Origin of the sequence: Providencia rustigianii DSM 4541 (genome assembly GCF_000156395.1) — a bacterium.
GTDB lineage: Bacteria > Pseudomonadota > Gammaproteobacteria > Enterobacterales > Enterobacteriaceae > Providencia > Providencia rustigianii.
Genome location: NZ_GG703820.1, coordinates 318,979 through 332,988, shown reverse-complemented (window position 1 = coordinate 332,988; position 14,010 = coordinate 318,979). Strand labels below are relative to the sequence as shown.

The 14,010-nt window shown below is 40.9% G+C and carries 15 protein-coding genes; 14 read left to right on the top strand and 1 reads right to left on the bottom strand.

Annotated elements, in window-relative coordinates:
* The 13 genes from prfC to PROVRUST_RS15780 all read left to right on the top strand — a co-directional run bounded on the left by prfC (position 1) and on the right by PROVRUST_RS15780 (position 12,287).
* Positions 1–1,590: a peptide chain release factor 3 gene (gene prfC / locus PROVRUST_RS15835; protein WP_006815902.1), complete on the top strand. Its 1,590-nt coding sequence runs from the start codon at positions 1–3 to the stop codon at positions 1,588–1,590.
* Between the two features lie 286 nt (positions 1,591–1,876).
* Entirely contained in the window at positions 1,877–2,020 is a 144-nt protein-coding gene (locus PROVRUST_RS19390; protein WP_006815898.1) for a Hok/Gef family protein, read from the top strand.
* Between the two features lie 337 nt (positions 2,021–2,357).
* Entirely contained in the window at positions 2,358–2,501 is a 144-nt protein-coding gene (locus PROVRUST_RS19385; RefSeq protein WP_006815898.1) for a Hok/Gef family protein, read from the top strand.
* Between the two features lie 216 nt (positions 2,502–2,717).
* Positions 2,718–3,131: a BON domain-containing protein gene (locus PROVRUST_RS15825; protein WP_006815897.1), complete on the top strand. Its 414-nt coding sequence runs from the start codon at positions 2,718–2,720 to the stop codon at positions 3,129–3,131.
* A gap of 136 nt (positions 3,132–3,267) precedes the next feature.
* Positions 3,268–4,347 carry a patatin-like phospholipase family protein gene (locus PROVRUST_RS15820; RefSeq protein ID WP_039855645.1) on the top strand — a complete coding sequence of 360 codons (1,080 nt, stop codon included), beginning with the start codon at positions 3,268–3,270 and terminating at the stop codon, positions 4,345–4,347.
* The gene (locus PROVRUST_RS15815) at positions 4,337–5,122 is read left to right on the top strand and encodes a TatD family hydrolase (protein ID WP_006815895.1); all 786 of its coding nucleotides are present in this window, start codon (positions 4,337–4,339) and stop codon (positions 5,120–5,122) included. Before PROVRUST_RS15820 ends, PROVRUST_RS15815 begins: the two co-directional genes overlap by 11 nt.
* A 295-nt stretch (positions 5,123–5,417) precedes the next feature.
* Positions 5,418–6,713, top strand: a complete 1,296-nt coding sequence (locus tag PROVRUST_RS15810; protein WP_006815894.1) for a NupC/NupG family nucleoside CNT transporter — start codon at positions 5,418–5,420, stop codon at positions 6,711–6,713.
* 460 nt (positions 6,714–7,173) lie between these two features.
* Positions 7,174–7,953 (top strand): deoxyribose-phosphate aldolase, encoded by a 780-nt coding sequence (deoC, locus tag PROVRUST_RS15805; protein WP_006815893.1) that lies wholly within the window; start codon positions 7,174–7,176, stop codon positions 7,951–7,953.
* Positions 7,954–8,054: 101 nt separating this feature from the next.
* Entirely contained in the window at positions 8,055–9,377 is a 1,323-nt protein-coding gene (gene deoA, locus PROVRUST_RS15800; RefSeq protein ID WP_006815892.1) for a thymidine phosphorylase, read from the top strand.
* A gap of 80 nt (positions 9,378–9,457) precedes the next feature.
* The gene (gene deoB / locus PROVRUST_RS15795) at positions 9,458–10,681 is read left to right on the top strand and encodes a phosphopentomutase (RefSeq protein ID WP_006815891.1); all 1,224 of its coding nucleotides are present in this window, start codon (positions 9,458–9,460) and stop codon (positions 10,679–10,681) included.
* Between the two features lie 83 nt (positions 10,682–10,764).
* Positions 10,765–11,481, top strand: a complete 717-nt coding sequence (deoD, locus tag PROVRUST_RS15790) for a purine-nucleoside phosphorylase (RefSeq protein ID WP_006815890.1) — start codon at positions 10,765–10,767, stop codon at positions 11,479–11,481.
* 138 nt (positions 11,482–11,619) lie between these two features.
* The gene (locus tag PROVRUST_RS15785) at positions 11,620–11,925 is read left to right on the top strand and encodes a type II toxin-antitoxin system HigB family toxin (RefSeq protein ID WP_006815889.1); all 306 of its coding nucleotides are present in this window, start codon (positions 11,620–11,622) and stop codon (positions 11,923–11,925) included.
* A gap of 2 nt (positions 11,926–11,927) precedes the next feature.
* Complete coding sequence (locus tag PROVRUST_RS15780; RefSeq protein WP_039855678.1) at positions 11,928–12,287, top strand: helix-turn-helix domain-containing protein; 360 nt, start codon at positions 11,928–11,930, stop codon at positions 12,285–12,287.
* Positions 12,288–12,332: 45 nt separating this feature from the next.
* On the opposite strand, the gene PROVRUST_RS15775 is transcribed toward PROVRUST_RS15780, so the two are convergent.
* Entirely contained in the window at positions 12,333–12,833 is a 501-nt protein-coding gene (locus PROVRUST_RS15775; RefSeq protein ID WP_006815887.1) for a GNAT family N-acetyltransferase, read from the bottom strand.
* 169 nt (positions 12,834–13,002) lie between these two features.
* Here PROVRUST_RS15775 and PROVRUST_RS15770 point away from each other — a divergent pair, with 169 nt between their 5' ends.
* A complete protein-coding gene (locus PROVRUST_RS15770) occupies positions 13,003–14,010 on the top strand; it encodes a hypothetical protein (RefSeq protein WP_039855642.1) in 1,008 nt (335 codons plus the stop codon).

The window sequence follows — 14,010 nt, the reverse complement described above, 5'->3', positions numbered from 1 at the left end:
ATGACAGATCAGAATTTTCTTCATGAAGTTAGCACACGCAGAACGTTTGCTATTATTTCTCACCCCGATGCGGGTAAAACGACCATTACTGAAAAAGTATTACTGTTTGGAAACGCGATCCAACGCGCAGGAACAGTAAAAGGGCGTGGTTCGAACCAACACGCTAAATCAGACTGGATGGAAATGGAAAAGCAGCGTGGTATTTCGATCACAACTTCTGTGATGCAATTTCCTTATAACGATTGCTTGGTAAACCTCCTTGATACCCCTGGACATGAAGACTTCTCTGAAGATACTTATCGGACATTAACCGCTGTTGACTGTTGCTTGATGGTCATTGACTCAGGTAAAGGGGTCGAGGATCGTACACGCAAATTAATGGAAGTCACCCGTTTACGTGATACGCCAATTTTGACATTCATGAATAAATTAGACCGTGATATTCGTGACCCAATGGAGCTATTGGATGAAGTGGAAAATGAGCTAAAAATAGCTTGTTGCCCAATCACATGGCCAATTGGTTGCGGTAAATTATTCAAAGGGGTTTATCATTTACTGCGTGACGAAACCATTCTGTATCAAACAGGTCAAGGTCACACTATCCAAGAAGTTCGCATTGTTAAAGGGCTTAATAATCCAGAACTGGATGCCGCTGTTGGTGAAGATCTTGCTTCACAACTTCGTGAAGAATTAGAACTTGTTCAAGGAGCTTCTCATGAGTTTGACCATGATGCTTTCCTTGAGGGTGAATTGACCCCTGTTTTCTTTGGTACAGCACTCGGTAACTTTGGTGTTGACCACATGCTCGATGGTTTAGTTAAATGGGCTCCAGCACCACAAGCGCGTAAAACAGATGTACGTGAAGTAGAAGCGACAGAAGAGAAATTTACTGGGTTCGTTTTTAAAATTCAGGCAAATATGGATCCAAAACATCGCGACCGTGTTGCTTTTATGCGTATTGTTTCAGGTACCTATGAAAAAGGAATGAAACTACGCCAAGTGCGAACTAAGAAAGATGTGGTGATCTCAGATGCTCTGACCTTTATGGCGGGTGATCGTTCTCAAGTTGAGCATGCTTATGCTGGGGATATTATTGGCTTGCATAACCATGGCACTATTCAGATTGGTGATACCTTTACTCAAGGTGAAGATCTGAAATTCACGGGTATCCCTAACTTTGCTCCTGAGCTATTCCGTCGTATCCGCTTACGTGATCCGTTAAAACAGAAACAGCTATTAAAAGGTCTGGTTCAGTTATCCGAAGAGGGTGCTGTACAGGTATTCCGCCCATTAACCAACAATGATTTGATTGTAGGTGCGGTTGGTGTGCTGCAGTTTGACGTGGTAGTTTCTCGCTTGAAAAGCGAATATAACGTTGAAGCAATTTATGAAACGGTGAACGTTTCTACAGCGCGTTGGGTTGAATGTGATGATGTGAAGAAATTCGAAGAATTTAAACGCAAAAATGAACAAAACTTGGCGTTAGATGGCGGCGATAATTTATCGTATATCGCACCAACGATGGTAAATTTAAATCTAACGAGTGAACGTTATCCTGAAGTTAGATTCAGGAAGACACGGGAACACTAATTCACAACCGTTCTATTAATTCATCCCATTCAAAGTGGCTCAGTAATATGAGCCATTTTTATTCAAATCGCTAAATAGTTAATGAATTCAATCTGATAATGCCACTTCATGGCGGATTGTTAGCATATTCTTGCTATGATGGTGGTGGGTGCTTGGATCATTTTGGTTCAAGCATTTGCAAGAGCCAAAAAGACGAAAGCCCCGAGTTATGTTTTACCATTAACCCGAGGCAGTCTCACGCTCAACAACTTGATTCTGTCTCCTTTATATACAGGAGTCAAGAGGAATGACCAAGTTTACCCTGATGGGGCTGATAGCCGTGTGTATCACGGTTTTAGGGCTTTCATTATTGATGCGCGATAGGTTGTGTTCTTTTAGCGTGATCAGTGGAAATACAGCGGTTCAAGCTACTCTATCTTGCACTGAGTAGTCTGGTGGGGGAGCTTTCCCCCACATTTCTCATTTTTGTTGAGGCTGGTGATACAAGCGCCCTTTCTCATATCGAAATTATTCACTCAATGACATGAGTTATTCCCGTTAGTTAAATCACTAAATAATCAATAAATTCAATCTGATAATGATATTTCATGGCGGATTGTTAGCATATTCTTGCTATGATGGCGGTGGGTGCTTGGATCATTTTGGTTCAAGCATTTGCCAAGAGCCAAAAAGACGAAAGCCCCGAGTTATGTTTTACCATTAACCCGAGGCAGTTTCTCGTCCCAACAACTTGATTCTGTCTCCTTTATATACAGGAGTCAAGAGGAATGACCAAGTTTACCCTGATGGGGCTGATAGCCGTGTGTATCACGGTTTTAGGGCTTTCATTATTGATGCGCGATAGGCTGTGTTCTTTTAGCGTGATCAGTGGAAATACGGCGGTTCAAGCTACTCTATCTTGCACTGAGTAGTCTGGTGGGGGAACTTTCCCCCACATTTCTCATTTCTGTTGAGGCTGGTGATACAAGCACCCTTTTTAAATCATCAGATTAAGAATGTTTTTCTGCTAATATTCAAATTGCTTATGAAATAGACTGATTAACCTATTATTTGGCTTTATCTTTGTCTGTTTTTTACTTAGGCTATAACATCGTTAGTCTGATAATCATAGCAAGAGGAAGGTTCCAATGAAAAAGATCGCCATCTTACGTTCTTTGGGTGTCATTGGGTTGAGTTGGGCATTATTTGCATGTAGCTCATCATCCGATAGCGCATTGAAAAAACAAGCGTCAGAAACATGGGATAGTGCGGGTAAAACAGTTGAGATAGCGGGCAAAGATACGGGAAATGCCATCTCTAGCGGTGTGAAAAGCACCGATACCTATATCGATGATTCTGCGATTACCGCTGACATTAAAAGTAAATTACTGAGTACCAGTGGGATCCCGAGTAATAGCGTCTCGGTAAAAACCGTTAATGGTGTGGTTTACTTATCAGGCTTTATTAAATCTAGTGACACAATCAATCAAATTACACAGATTGCCGCCAGCGCAAAAGGGGTTAAATCTGTACAAAATGGCTTAGTACTTACCAATAAGTAATTTGTCTAAAAATGAGCTTTCATTAGAAAGCTCATTTTGCCATTCTTTATCCCGCTGAAAAGAGTTCAATGAAAACCAATCAACACATTATTTCGTGGGTTTGGTTGCAAATACGCCAATGGCAAAAAGGGTTAGTATGGGAAAACATGTTCCAGTCACGTTAGGCACAATTGAGCCGCTCGCATTTTTTGATGAGATCAATTCAGGTAAAACTGCCCTTATTTGTGAAGGTGGGGGACAGCGAGGGATCTTTACTGCTGGTGTTCTGGATGAATTCCTAATCGAAAACTTTAACCCTTTCGATTTGATGATTGGTACGTCTGCGGGAGCTCAAAATCTTTCTGCTTATATCTGTGGTCAGGCTGGATATGCCCGACGAGTGATCACTCGATACACCACTAACTCAGAATTTTTTAACCCATTACGATTTATTCGTGGCGGTCATTTGATTGATTTAGATTGGTTAATCTCTACGACGGCGAAAGAATTTCCACTGAACATGGATGCAGGGCTGGAATTACTCAATTCTGGCCGAGAATTCTATATGGGGGCTAGCCGTAGCGATGATTTTTCAGCTGAATTTTTGCAGCCTAATGCGGATTCATGGCTCGATATGATCCGTGCTTCCAGTGCGATTCCCGGTTTTTATCGCACGGGTGTTGAGCTTGATGGTCGTTTGTACCATGACGGGGGAATTAGTGCGGCAGTTCCAGTCGAGGAAGCTTATCATCGAGGCGCTGATACGATTGTGGTTATTCGTACTGTCCCTTCACAAATGTATTTTACCCCTGAGTGGTTAAAACGCATGACTCGTTGGTTGGAGGGGGATAGCAGCGCTTTACAACGGATGGCTGCCATGCTGAAAGTACATTTAAAAAGCTACCGTCGAACTCAAGAATTTATTGAAAATCCACCTGATGGTGTCCAAATTTTTGAAATATATCCACCAACTCCACTAAAAAGCAGTGCTTTAGGCAGCAAAATTAGTGCATTAAATCAGGACTATCATGTCGGTCGGCGTTGTGGACGCTATTTCGTGGCGACATTGGCTCAACATTTTGCGAGTAATGATGCCCATTTTAGTCGTTTTGCATCTCACAAGCGGTCATTAGAAATGGCTCATAAAGAAGACGTCCTCGCTGAAGAATTAGTGGAAAATGGCATTGAAACGTTTGGCGCTCCAGTCATGCCGGATAATCAACTTCATGATGCATAGCCCTCGTTTTATTGATACCCATTGCCATTTTGATTTTCCCCCATTCAGTGATTCATACCCTGAAAATCTCGAATTGGCTAAACAAGCTGGAATAACTGATATTATTATCCCCTCGGTGAGTGCGGATAATTTTCAGCGTGTATGGGCGCTTGCTCATCAATATTCTCAGTTACATGCTGCAATGGGGTTTCATCCACTGTATTTAAATCAATTCCAAGAGTTTCAATTTGACGAATTGGTTTCTTATTTAAAACAATCAAGTCAAAAATGTGTCGCTATTGGGGAAATAGGGTTGGATTTATACATGCAAGACCCTTTATTTGAATTGCAACAAACACTGCTTCAGAGACAATTAAAACTCGCTAAACAATTTGATCTTCCCGTCATTTTACATTCACGTAAATCCCACGATCAATTAGTCGCTATGTTACGTCGACATGAAGTGCCAGCTCGTGGAGTCGTGCATGGTTTTTCCGGTAGCTTGTCACAAGCACAAAGTTTCGTGAAATTAGGTTATTACATTGGTGTCGGAGGAACGATTACCTATGAAAGGGCGAATAAAACTCGGCAAGTAATGGCGCAATTACCCTTGAATTGTTTAGTTTTTGAAACGGATGCACCTGATATGCCAGTATCCGGTTTTCAAGGAGAACCAAATAGACCCGAACGCATTCAGTGGGTTTTTCGTGCATTATGTGAACTTCGCCACGAATCACCGGATGAAATAGCGCAACAACTTTACAACAATAGCAAAATTTTATTTAATCTAAATTAGATTTAAATTCATTAATTAATTATTTTTACTTATCTATTTTATTGTTATTCCAACTAAAAGCCATTCAGTTTTTACTTCCCTCAGCTATATCAGAAATGCTATTCCAGACTAAACTGACTCTTAATTGTGATTTTCATCACAAGATTTGAATTTATGTTACTTATTTCACTTTGTATTTGTGATGAATGTTGCGAGTTATTAATGATGACTGGTTATAATCATCGAACTAAGATTCAAGGACTCTAGCGAGTTTCTTTATACATTAACCTAGAATTAAGTGAACAGGGATACTTCCATGCAACTCATTATGAGTATTGTTGGGATGGCGGTGCTTATTGCGATAGCCGTTCTCTTCTCCAGCAATCGTCGAGCGATTAGACTTCGTACCGTTGGCGGTGCTTTTTTAATCCAGTTAGCGGTTGGGGCATTTGTCCTGTATGTACCTGCGGGTCGTAGCGTATTACAAGGCATATCTGATGCTGTTTCTAAAGTCATCGGCTATGGTCAAGATGGAATGAGCTTCATCTTTGGTGGGCTGGTTTCCGATAAGATGTTCGAGCTATTTGGTGGTGGCGGTTTTATATTTGCATTTCGTGTATTGCCTATCATTGTATTCTTTTCATCATTAATTGCGGTTCTGTATTACTTAGGCATCATGCAACTGGTCATCAAAGTTTTAGGTGGTGGTTTGCAAAAAGTACTGGGTACTTCAAGAACTGAATCACTCTCTGCAACTGCGAATATTTTCGTTGGTCAAACAGAAGCGCCTCTGGTTGTTCGTCCCTATATTGCAACCATGACCACGTCTGAATTATTTGCCATTATGTGTGGTGGTTTAGCATCAGTCGCAGGTTCTGTATTAGCGGGATATGCCCAAATGGGTGTACCGATGGAATATCTGATTGCAGCCTCCTTTATGGCGGCGCCAGGTGGTTTATTATTTGCTAAGTTAATGGTGCCAGAGACTGAAGTCGCTAAAGACAATGTTAATGCTATTGATTTAATTGCCGAAGAAGACCGCCCTACAAATATTATTGATGCGGCGGCATCCGGCGCTGCATCAGGTATGCAATTGGCCATGAACGTGGGTGCGATGCTACTGGCTTTCATTGCATTGATTGCACTGATTAACGGCATTTTAGGTGGTGTTGGCGGATGGTTTAACTATCCACAGTTATCCCTTGAATTATTATTGGGGTGGTTATTTGCTCCAATTGCTTATTTGATTGGTGTGCCATGGAGCGAAGCAACGATAGCGGGCTCTTTCATCGGACAAAAAGTGGTAGTGAACGAATTCGTTGCTTTCATGAATTTCGGTGAATATATGAAGGCGGATGCGGATGTAATCGCAGCAGGCAAACAAGTCCTGTCTGATCATACTAAAGCGATTATTTCTTTTGCCCTGTGTGGATTTGCCAACTTGTCTTCTGTTGCAATCCTGCTTGGTGGTTTAGGTGGAATGGCACCAAATCGTCGTAGTGACGTTGCCCGTTTAGGAATGAAAGCCGTTATGGCAGGTACATTATCTAACTTAATGAGCGCAACGATTGCTGGATTCTTCTTAACATTGACGGCAATGACTGCACTATAATTCCTCCATTTTGGCGCGGAAAGACGATCTGTCTTTCCGCTGTCATTTTCTTTTGCGATATTCTTTTTCTGTTTTTTATCGTGATTCTTACTTTTTCAACTATTCTTAACGTAATCCATTTAAGATGAGATAATCAGCAACGAATTATTGGCTGAGAAAGAGTAATTCAAAATCCAGACTATTGTGATAATCTTCACAATAATATATTAAATAATGTAACGTTCAGTCGATAAATGTGATTTGTAGCGCATAAAACAACCCGGTTTCATGGTCAAATAGGTACAAGTAAGTTGCCACGGAACTGATAGTTCTTAGAGTCAAGTTACTCTAGGGCACCGTGCGGTGAGAAGGATCTCAGCTGCTGTGTTTGGAAATTCCCAACTAGCATCTTTATGGAACAAGCCCGCTCGCCAACAAAGAACGTATCGTTCTGATAGAATTAACATCGTTGGAGAGTTATATGACTGATTTAAAAGCAGCTGCGCAACGCGCACTGACCCTGATGGATTTAACCACATTGAATGATGACGACACAGATGCCAAAGTGATTGCATTATGTCATCAAGCAAAAAGCCCAGCAGGTAATACCGCCGCAATTTGTATTTATCCTCGTTTTATTCCTATTGCACGTAAAACATTACGTGAGCAAGGTACTCCTGACATCCGTATCGCAACGGTCACCAACTTCCCTCATGGTAATGACGATATCGATATCGCATTGGCAGAAACCAAAGCGGCGATTGCTTATGGTGCGGATGAAGTTGATGTGGTATTCCCTTATCGTGCGCTGATGGCAGGCAATGAACAAATCGGTTATGATTTAGTGAAAGCCTGTAAAGAAGCTTGTGCAGCTTCCAATGTATTGCTGAAAGTAATCATTGAAACGGGTGAATTAAAAGACGCGGCACTGATCCGCAAAGCATCTGAAATTTCCATCAAAGCAGGTGCCGACTTTATCAAAACTTCAACAGGTAAAGTGCCTGTTAATGCCACCCTCGAAAGTGCTGAAATCATGATGCAAGTTATTCATGATATGGGCGTTGCTAAGAGCGTTGGTTTTAAACCTGCTGGTGGTGTTCGTACCGCTGAAGAAGCAGCACAATATTTAGCCTTAGCAAGCAAAATCTTAGGCGATGATTGGGCTGATGCGCGCCATTTCCGTTTTGGTGCATCAAGCCTATTAGCGAATTTATTAAATACACTGGGTTTTGACGTTAAAAAATCAACCAGCAGCTATTAATAATCGCAGTGACGAGTTATATCAGACTATTGCTCAACGAAAGTTGAGCGATAGCCATAACTCTTTAGCCTAAGAATTCAATGTGAATTAAGGAGCCTATTGTGTTTCTAGCTCAAGAAATTATCCGTAAAAAGCGTGATGGCAAGGTGTTAAGCGAAGAAGAAATCCGCTTCTTTATTAATGGCGTACGTGACAACACCGTTTCTGAAGGTCAAATTGCTGCACTGGCGATGACGATCTATTTCAATGATATGACGACCCCGGAACGTGTTGCGCTAACATTAGCGATGCGTGATTCAGGAAGCGTATTGAATTGGAAATCATTAAACCTGAATGGTCCATTAGTTGATAAGCATTCTACCGGTGGCGTAGGTGACGTGACTTCACTAATGTTAGGTCCGATGGTTGCCGCTTGCGGTGGTTATGTTCCAATGATTTCAGGGCGTGGTTTAGGCCACACAGGTGGAACATTAGATAAATTAGAAGCCATTCCAGGCTTTGATATTTTCCCTGATGATGAACGCTTCCGCGATATCATCAAAAATGTAGGTGTGGCGATTATTGGCCAAACCAACTCCTTAGCGCCTGCGGATAAACGCTTCTATGCAACTCGTGATATCACGGCAACCGTAGACTCTATCCCATTGATTACAGCATCTATCTTAGGGAAAAAATTAGCCGAAGGTTTGGATGCGTTAGTCATGGACGTAAAAGTAGGTTCTGGTGCATTTATGCCAACCTATGAAAAATCGGAGCAGCTTGCTGAGTCAATTGTTCAAGTGGCAAATGGTGCTGGCTGCAATACAACTGCGTTGTTAACCGACATGAACGAAGTGCTGGCATCCAGCGCAGGTAACGCCGTTGAAGTTCGAGAAGCTGTTCAGTTCCTCACTGGTGAATATCGTAATCCACGTCTATTCGAAGTGACTATGGCGCTGTGTGTAGAAATGCTAGTGTCTGGAAAATTGGCGGCTAACCGCGATGAAGCTCGTCAAAAATTACAAGCCGTTCTGGATAATGGTCAAGCGGCAGAAGTCTTTGGCCGTATGGTTGCAGCTCAGAATGGACCTAAAGATTTTGTTGAAAACTACAACAAATATCTGCCAACAGCAGTACTGAGCAAAGCGGTTTACGCATCTCAAGCGGGCATTATCACACAAATGGATACACGTGCGTTGGGGATGTCTGTGGTAACGTTAGGTGGTGGACGCCGCAAAGCGACAGACTCCATTGATTATAGTGTTGGTTTAAGTGAGATCGCAGCATTAGGTAGCAAAGTTGATATCCAAACCCCATTAGCGATTATTCATGCCAATAACGAAAAATCATGGGAAGAAGCGGCGAAAGAAGTCCGCGCTGCTATGGTTATTGGGGATAAAGCTCCGGAAGCAACGCCAATGGTCTATCGTCAAATTAGTGAATAAACCGATACCCGCATTTTTCATTGAAGAGTGCGGGTAGATTGACGCGATGAACAGATAAACTGTATCGCAGGAGAATAAACATGAAACGCACATTTATTATGGTATTGGATTCCTTTGGGATCGGCGCAGCGGGCGATGCCCACAAATTCGGTGATGTAGGTTCGAATACACTTGGCCATATCGCAGAAGCTTGTGCTCGCGGAGAAGCTGATAAAGGCCGTAAAGGTCCATTACACCTGCCTAACTTAACAAAATTAGGTTTAGGTAAAGCAGGGGAAGAATCGAGCGGAACATTCCCTGCGGGTCTGGATCCTAACGCGGAAATCATCGGTGCATACGGTTATGCCAGTGAACTTTCTTCTGGTAAAGATACACCGTCAGGTCACTGGGAAATCGCGGGTGTACCCGTGCTATTTGATTGGGGCTATTTCGAGAAACACGAAAACAGCTTCCCACAAGAACTACTGGATACGCTGGTAGAAAAAGCTAACTTACCGGGTTATTTAGGCAACTGCCACTCATCTGGTACTGTCATTCTTGACCAGCTGGGTGAAGAACACATGAAAACCGGCAAACCGATTTTCTACACCTCTGCTGACTCTGTATTCCAAATTGCGTGCCACGAAGAAACTTACGGTTTAGACAAACTGTATGAACTGTGCGAAATCGCGCGTGAAGAATTAACCAAAGGCGGTTACAACATCGGTCGTGTTATTGCGCGTCCATTTGTTGGTGACAAAGCGGGTAATTTTGAGCGTACGGGTAACCGTCATGACTTAGCTGTTGAGCCACCAGCACCAACAGTTTTGAAAAAATTAGTCGATGAAAAACAAGGTGAAGTGGTTTCTATCGGTAAAATTGCTGATATCTATGCACATGTTGGTATCACCAAAAAAATCAAAGCGACCGGCATCAATGCACTGTTTGATGCGACATTAGAAGAGATGAAAATTGCGGGAGACGATACTATCGTTTTCACTAACTTTGTTGATTTCGACTCTGCTTATGGTCATCGCCGTGATGTTGCTGGTTATGCTGCTGCCCTCGAATTATTCGATAGCCGCTTACCTGAAATGCTGAAACTGGTCAAAGAAGACGACATTCTAATTTTAACGGCTGACCACGGTTGCGACCCAACTTGGCCGGGCACTGACCATACTCGCGAGCACATTCCTGTTCTGGTCTATGGTCCAAAAGTAAAACCTGGTTCATTAGGCCACCGTGAAACTTTCGCAGATATTGGCCAAACCGTCGCGAAATATTTTGATTTATCACCAATGGAATACGGCAAGCCAATGTTTTAAGCTGGTGACATTGTGATTTAATAATAAGGTGGGTAACCACCTTATTTATTTTTAATAATTTTGATGATTAAAAGGGAATAATAATGGCTACTCCACATATTAATGCAGAAATGGGTGATTTTGCTGACGTCGTATTGATGCCGGGCGACCCACTGCGCGCGAAGTACATTGCAGAAACATTCCTTCAAGACGTTCGCCAAGTGAACAACGTTCGTGGCATGTTAGGTTTCACTGGGACTTATAAAGGCCGTAAGATTTCGGTGATGGGTCACGGCATGGGTATCCCTTCATGTTCAATCTACGCAAAAGAATTAATCACTGATTTCGGCGTTAAAGTCCTGATCCGTGTTGGTTCATGTGGCGCAGTCATGGATGATGTCAAACTGCGTGACGTTGTTATCGGTATGGGCGCATGCACAGACTCGAAAGTAAACCGTCAGCGTTTCAAAGACCATGACTTTGCAGCAATTGCAGATTATGACTTAGTGCATAACGCAGTTGAAGCAGCAAAAGCGAAAAATGTTAATGTTCGTGTGGGTAACTTATTCTCTGCGGATCTGTTCTATTCTCCAGATCCAGACATGTTCAAAGTGATGGAAAAATACGGCATTTTGGGTGTGGAAATGGAGGCTGCAGGTATTTACGGTGTCGCCGCTGAGTTTGGCGCACGCGCACTGACTATCTGTACTGTCTCTGATCATATCAAAACTGGCGAACAAACCACTTCAGATGAGCGTCAAACTACGTTCAACGAAATGATTGAAATCGCACTGGATTCAGTTCTGCTAGGCGATAAATAATCGTTTATTAGAGTTTAAATCTAAAGATTAAATGCCACTTTGAGTGGCATTTTTTTTGTATTTGATTACCGCTTGAAGTTAGTCCTAAAATGGGACTATAATTTGACTTCATCCCAGCGTGGGACTATAAATCTGGATATGAAAATTATATCCATAAAAACTCTGAAAGATTTTTGGGTTCGATACCCTGAAACGGAGCAGCCATTGAGAGCTTGGGTCGATGAAGCTGTAAAAGCTGCATGGAAAACACCCGCAGATATCAAAGGAATGTACCGAAACGCGAGTATTTTAAAAAATAAGCGTGTGGTTTTTAATATAAAAGGAAATAGTTACCGATTGATTGTGGCGATTGCATATCAGCGTGGATGGATATTTGTTAAGTTCGTAGGTACTCATGAACAATATGATGAAATTGATGCAGAAACGGTGGAGTTACTATCATGATTATGAAGATTAAACCCATCAGAACCGAACAAGACTATGAAGCTGCATTGAAAGCTATTTCTCCAATGTTTGATAATGAACCTGAAATAAATAGCCCCGAAGGCGATTATTTTGAAGTCATGTGTTTATTAATAGAAGAGTATGAAAAACGGCATTACCCGATTGAGGCGCCGGATCCTATTGAAGCAATTAAATTCAGAATGGAGCAGCAGGGTTTAACTGTAAAGGATTTAGAGCCTGCGATTGGTAAAGCTAATAGAGTATATGAAATTCTTAATGGAAAACGTAAGTTAACACTTCCGATGATCCGCCGCTTACATTGTCAATTTGGTATTCCATTGCGTAGTTTGGTTGGTGTTTGACCGAAAAAAAGCCACTTTTGAGTGGCATTTTTCGAGGGAATGACATCAATTTTTTTGTCTAATCCGACTCATCATGATCGCATCTACATATCTACCATCACGAAATGCATAATCACGCATGATGCCTTCCTGCGTAAATCCAAATTTATCATATAGCCCAACACCGCTGCCGTTGGCGGCAAAAACCTCACATTCAATGCGATGGATATTGAGCCAATTGTCACAGTAATCCACCATCACTTGCATTAATTGCGAGCCAATTCCTTTGCCTTGATGAGACTCACTCACGGTGATCCCAAAAGTCGCAACGTGACGGCGGCGGATTTGTGGTGGCTGGTGAATGACCAGTAACCCTACAGCATCCTCACAAATTGTCGCAACAAATTGTGTTACTAGAGGATCATTCGCGCCTAATCGAACCTCCCATGTTTTGGTCGTTGGGTAAGGAAGCTGTAAAGTGTTAGCATAGGTTGAATAGTCCGCATGCATTTGAGTTATCGCAGGTACATCTTCCAATGTCGCTCTACGTATTATTACGTCATTCATAAAATTCTCCTGGTGTTTATAACATATAGTAATCACATTAATGAAATTGACTGTCAATAGAGAAAATTTGTTTATTCAATAATACTAATGAGCAGCGATATCTGATATCCAGCTACTTTTCTTTATATATATTATTTCACTTCAGAGAAAAACGTATAAGGGAATAGTGGTGAATAATTTAATGAATATTTTTAGTAGTAGAATTACAGGAAAAACATCATTAATAGATGCTGTTGCTAAAAAAAAGAATAATGAAAAAATTACCGATAAATCATTAAGGAAAATAAGTGAAATTATCATTGGTATGAAAAATTCCTATTCAGAATACGATTTTAAAATTCAAATAGAATCTGCAAGGAGTGAATTGTTTAGTTTTAAAAATCATGGTGTCGCTAGTAAAATTGATAAAGTATTAAGTATTCCTATGTGTATATCAAATATGGGAGCGGAGGCATTGGCTAAGCCTAAGACTACTTTAGCCAATCAAAGTGAAGTAAATTACAATTTTTCGCATAAAACGGAAAAATTATATAGCTCACTAACTAGTTTGAATAAAAAAAATATTAGTCATATTCAACCTGAACATACACTTGAAGATATCGTCATAATAAAAAAAGATAATGATACAGTTTCGAATAAAACAGTTAATGAAATCATTTCAAGAGTTGATAGAGTTATTGATGGTAAAACAAAAATAGAGGCAGTGAAAATTATAGAGGATATCCAAAACATTGTAGTGGATAACCAGTTAAAAGCAAAGTCACATAATAAGATTATAAGTGGGCTTAATAATAAACTATGTGAAGTCAATCGCCGAGAAGAGGTAAAACCTCAATTAGTTACTCTTGAATCACCACAAAAAAATGTAGTCAGAAAAATCAGTGAGCCGGAAGAGTATTTTCCATCTTTAAATATCATCAAAACTATTTTATTAGCAAATCTGGAAAGTTTGCATATTTCTAGTAAAGAAATAAATAAAGTGTCAGAGCATATCAATAAATTGGAGAATATGATTATTCCTGATGAATTAACAATCAGAATACATTACGTAACGAAATTAATAAAAACTGAAGGTAATTTTTTAAGTAAAAAACAAGTAGGTAACTATTTGATAGATAAATTAAGTTTATCAGCAGAAAATATTAAGTTAGCAGCCAGAAATTTACTAATGCTATGA

Coding starts and splice junctions, on each gene's coding strand:
- prfC (WP_006815902.1), top strand. CDS start 1: ATGACAGATCAGAATTTTCTTCATGAAGTTAGCACACGCAGAACGTTT.
- PROVRUST_RS19390 (WP_006815898.1), top strand. CDS start 1,877: ATGACCAAGTTTACCCTGATGGGGCTGATAGCCGTGTGTATCACGGTT.
- PROVRUST_RS19385 (WP_006815898.1), top strand. CDS start 2,358: ATGACCAAGTTTACCCTGATGGGGCTGATAGCCGTGTGTATCACGGTT.
- PROVRUST_RS15825 (WP_006815897.1), top strand. CDS start 2,718: ATGAAAAAGATCGCCATCTTACGTTCTTTGGGTGTCATTGGGTTGAGT.
- PROVRUST_RS15820 (WP_039855645.1), top strand. CDS start 3,268: ATGGGAAAACATGTTCCAGTCACGTTAGGCACAATTGAGCCGCTCGCA.
- PROVRUST_RS15815 (WP_006815895.1), top strand. CDS start 4,337: ATGATGCATAGCCCTCGTTTTATTGATACCCATTGCCATTTTGATTTT.
- PROVRUST_RS15810 (WP_006815894.1), top strand. CDS start 5,418: ATGCAACTCATTATGAGTATTGTTGGGATGGCGGTGCTTATTGCGATA.
- deoC (WP_006815893.1), top strand. CDS start 7,174: ATGACTGATTTAAAAGCAGCTGCGCAACGCGCACTGACCCTGATGGAT.
- deoB (WP_006815891.1), top strand. CDS start 9,458: ATGAAACGCACATTTATTATGGTATTGGATTCCTTTGGGATCGGCGCA.
- deoD (WP_006815890.1), top strand. CDS start 10,765: ATGGCTACTCCACATATTAATGCAGAAATGGGTGATTTTGCTGACGTC.
- PROVRUST_RS15785 (WP_006815889.1), top strand. CDS start 11,620: ATGAAAATTATATCCATAAAAACTCTGAAAGATTTTTGGGTTCGATAC.
- PROVRUST_RS15780 (WP_039855678.1), top strand. CDS start 11,928: ATGAAGATTAAACCCATCAGAACCGAACAAGACTATGAAGCTGCATTG.
- PROVRUST_RS15775 (WP_006815887.1), bottom strand. CDS start 12,833: ATGAATGACGTAATAATACGTAGAGCGACATTGGAAGATGTACCTGCG.